Annotated in this window: 1 pseudogene; it reads left to right on the top strand. The window is 42.4% G+C overall.

Annotated elements, in window-relative coordinates:
- Positions 1 to 327, top strand: a pseudogene (locus tag BG32_RS06015) (peptidase C69); the annotation flags it as partial.
- Positions 328 to 595 lie beyond the last annotated feature (268 nt).

Consider the following 595-nt stretch of genomic DNA (forward strand, 5'->3'; position numbering starts at 1 on the left):
TGGACAAGTACATATGTTCAGGAAATGACTAGACTGAGATTCAAAGATGCCATTGTTGATCTAAGAAACTTCAGGGATCCAAAGATGCAGGCAGTGTATCAGACGGTGCCAAAGATTCAAGAACTTGCCACAGAACTATACGAGACCGATAAGGATGCCGCGCTTGCTATCATAAGTGATTATGCTTACAATACGGCGGTTGCATGGCAGGCCGACTGGCTAAAGTTTGGAGATTACTTGGTGGGCAAATACTGTGCAGACAGGATTAACTTTGGAACAGGTCTGCCTAAAGAATGGGGCGAACTTCTGGACTCTTTGAACAACTAGAATCCAAAAACCCTTTCTTGTTCAGTGAATCTATACGGGAGGTGGGATCAGTCAGACAACGTAGTAGTAATGTTTCAAAAGCAACAACAAATCTAATCTAGATGGGGTGATGTACTCTTATGAAGAAAGTTTTAATAATTCTGATTGTGGCATTGATAAGTTTCGCAAGTGCAGCCGTTGCATGTACTATCCTTGGAGTCGGCAAGGATGCAATGGTTAATGGTTCAACTATCATTACGCACAACGATGATTCAACCAGTGCGGATTT

The organism is Mesotoga sp. HF07.pep.5.2.highcov (assembly GCF_003666285.1).
Taxonomy (GTDB): Bacteria; Thermotogota; Thermotogae; order Petrotogales; family Kosmotogaceae; genus Mesotoga; species Mesotoga prima.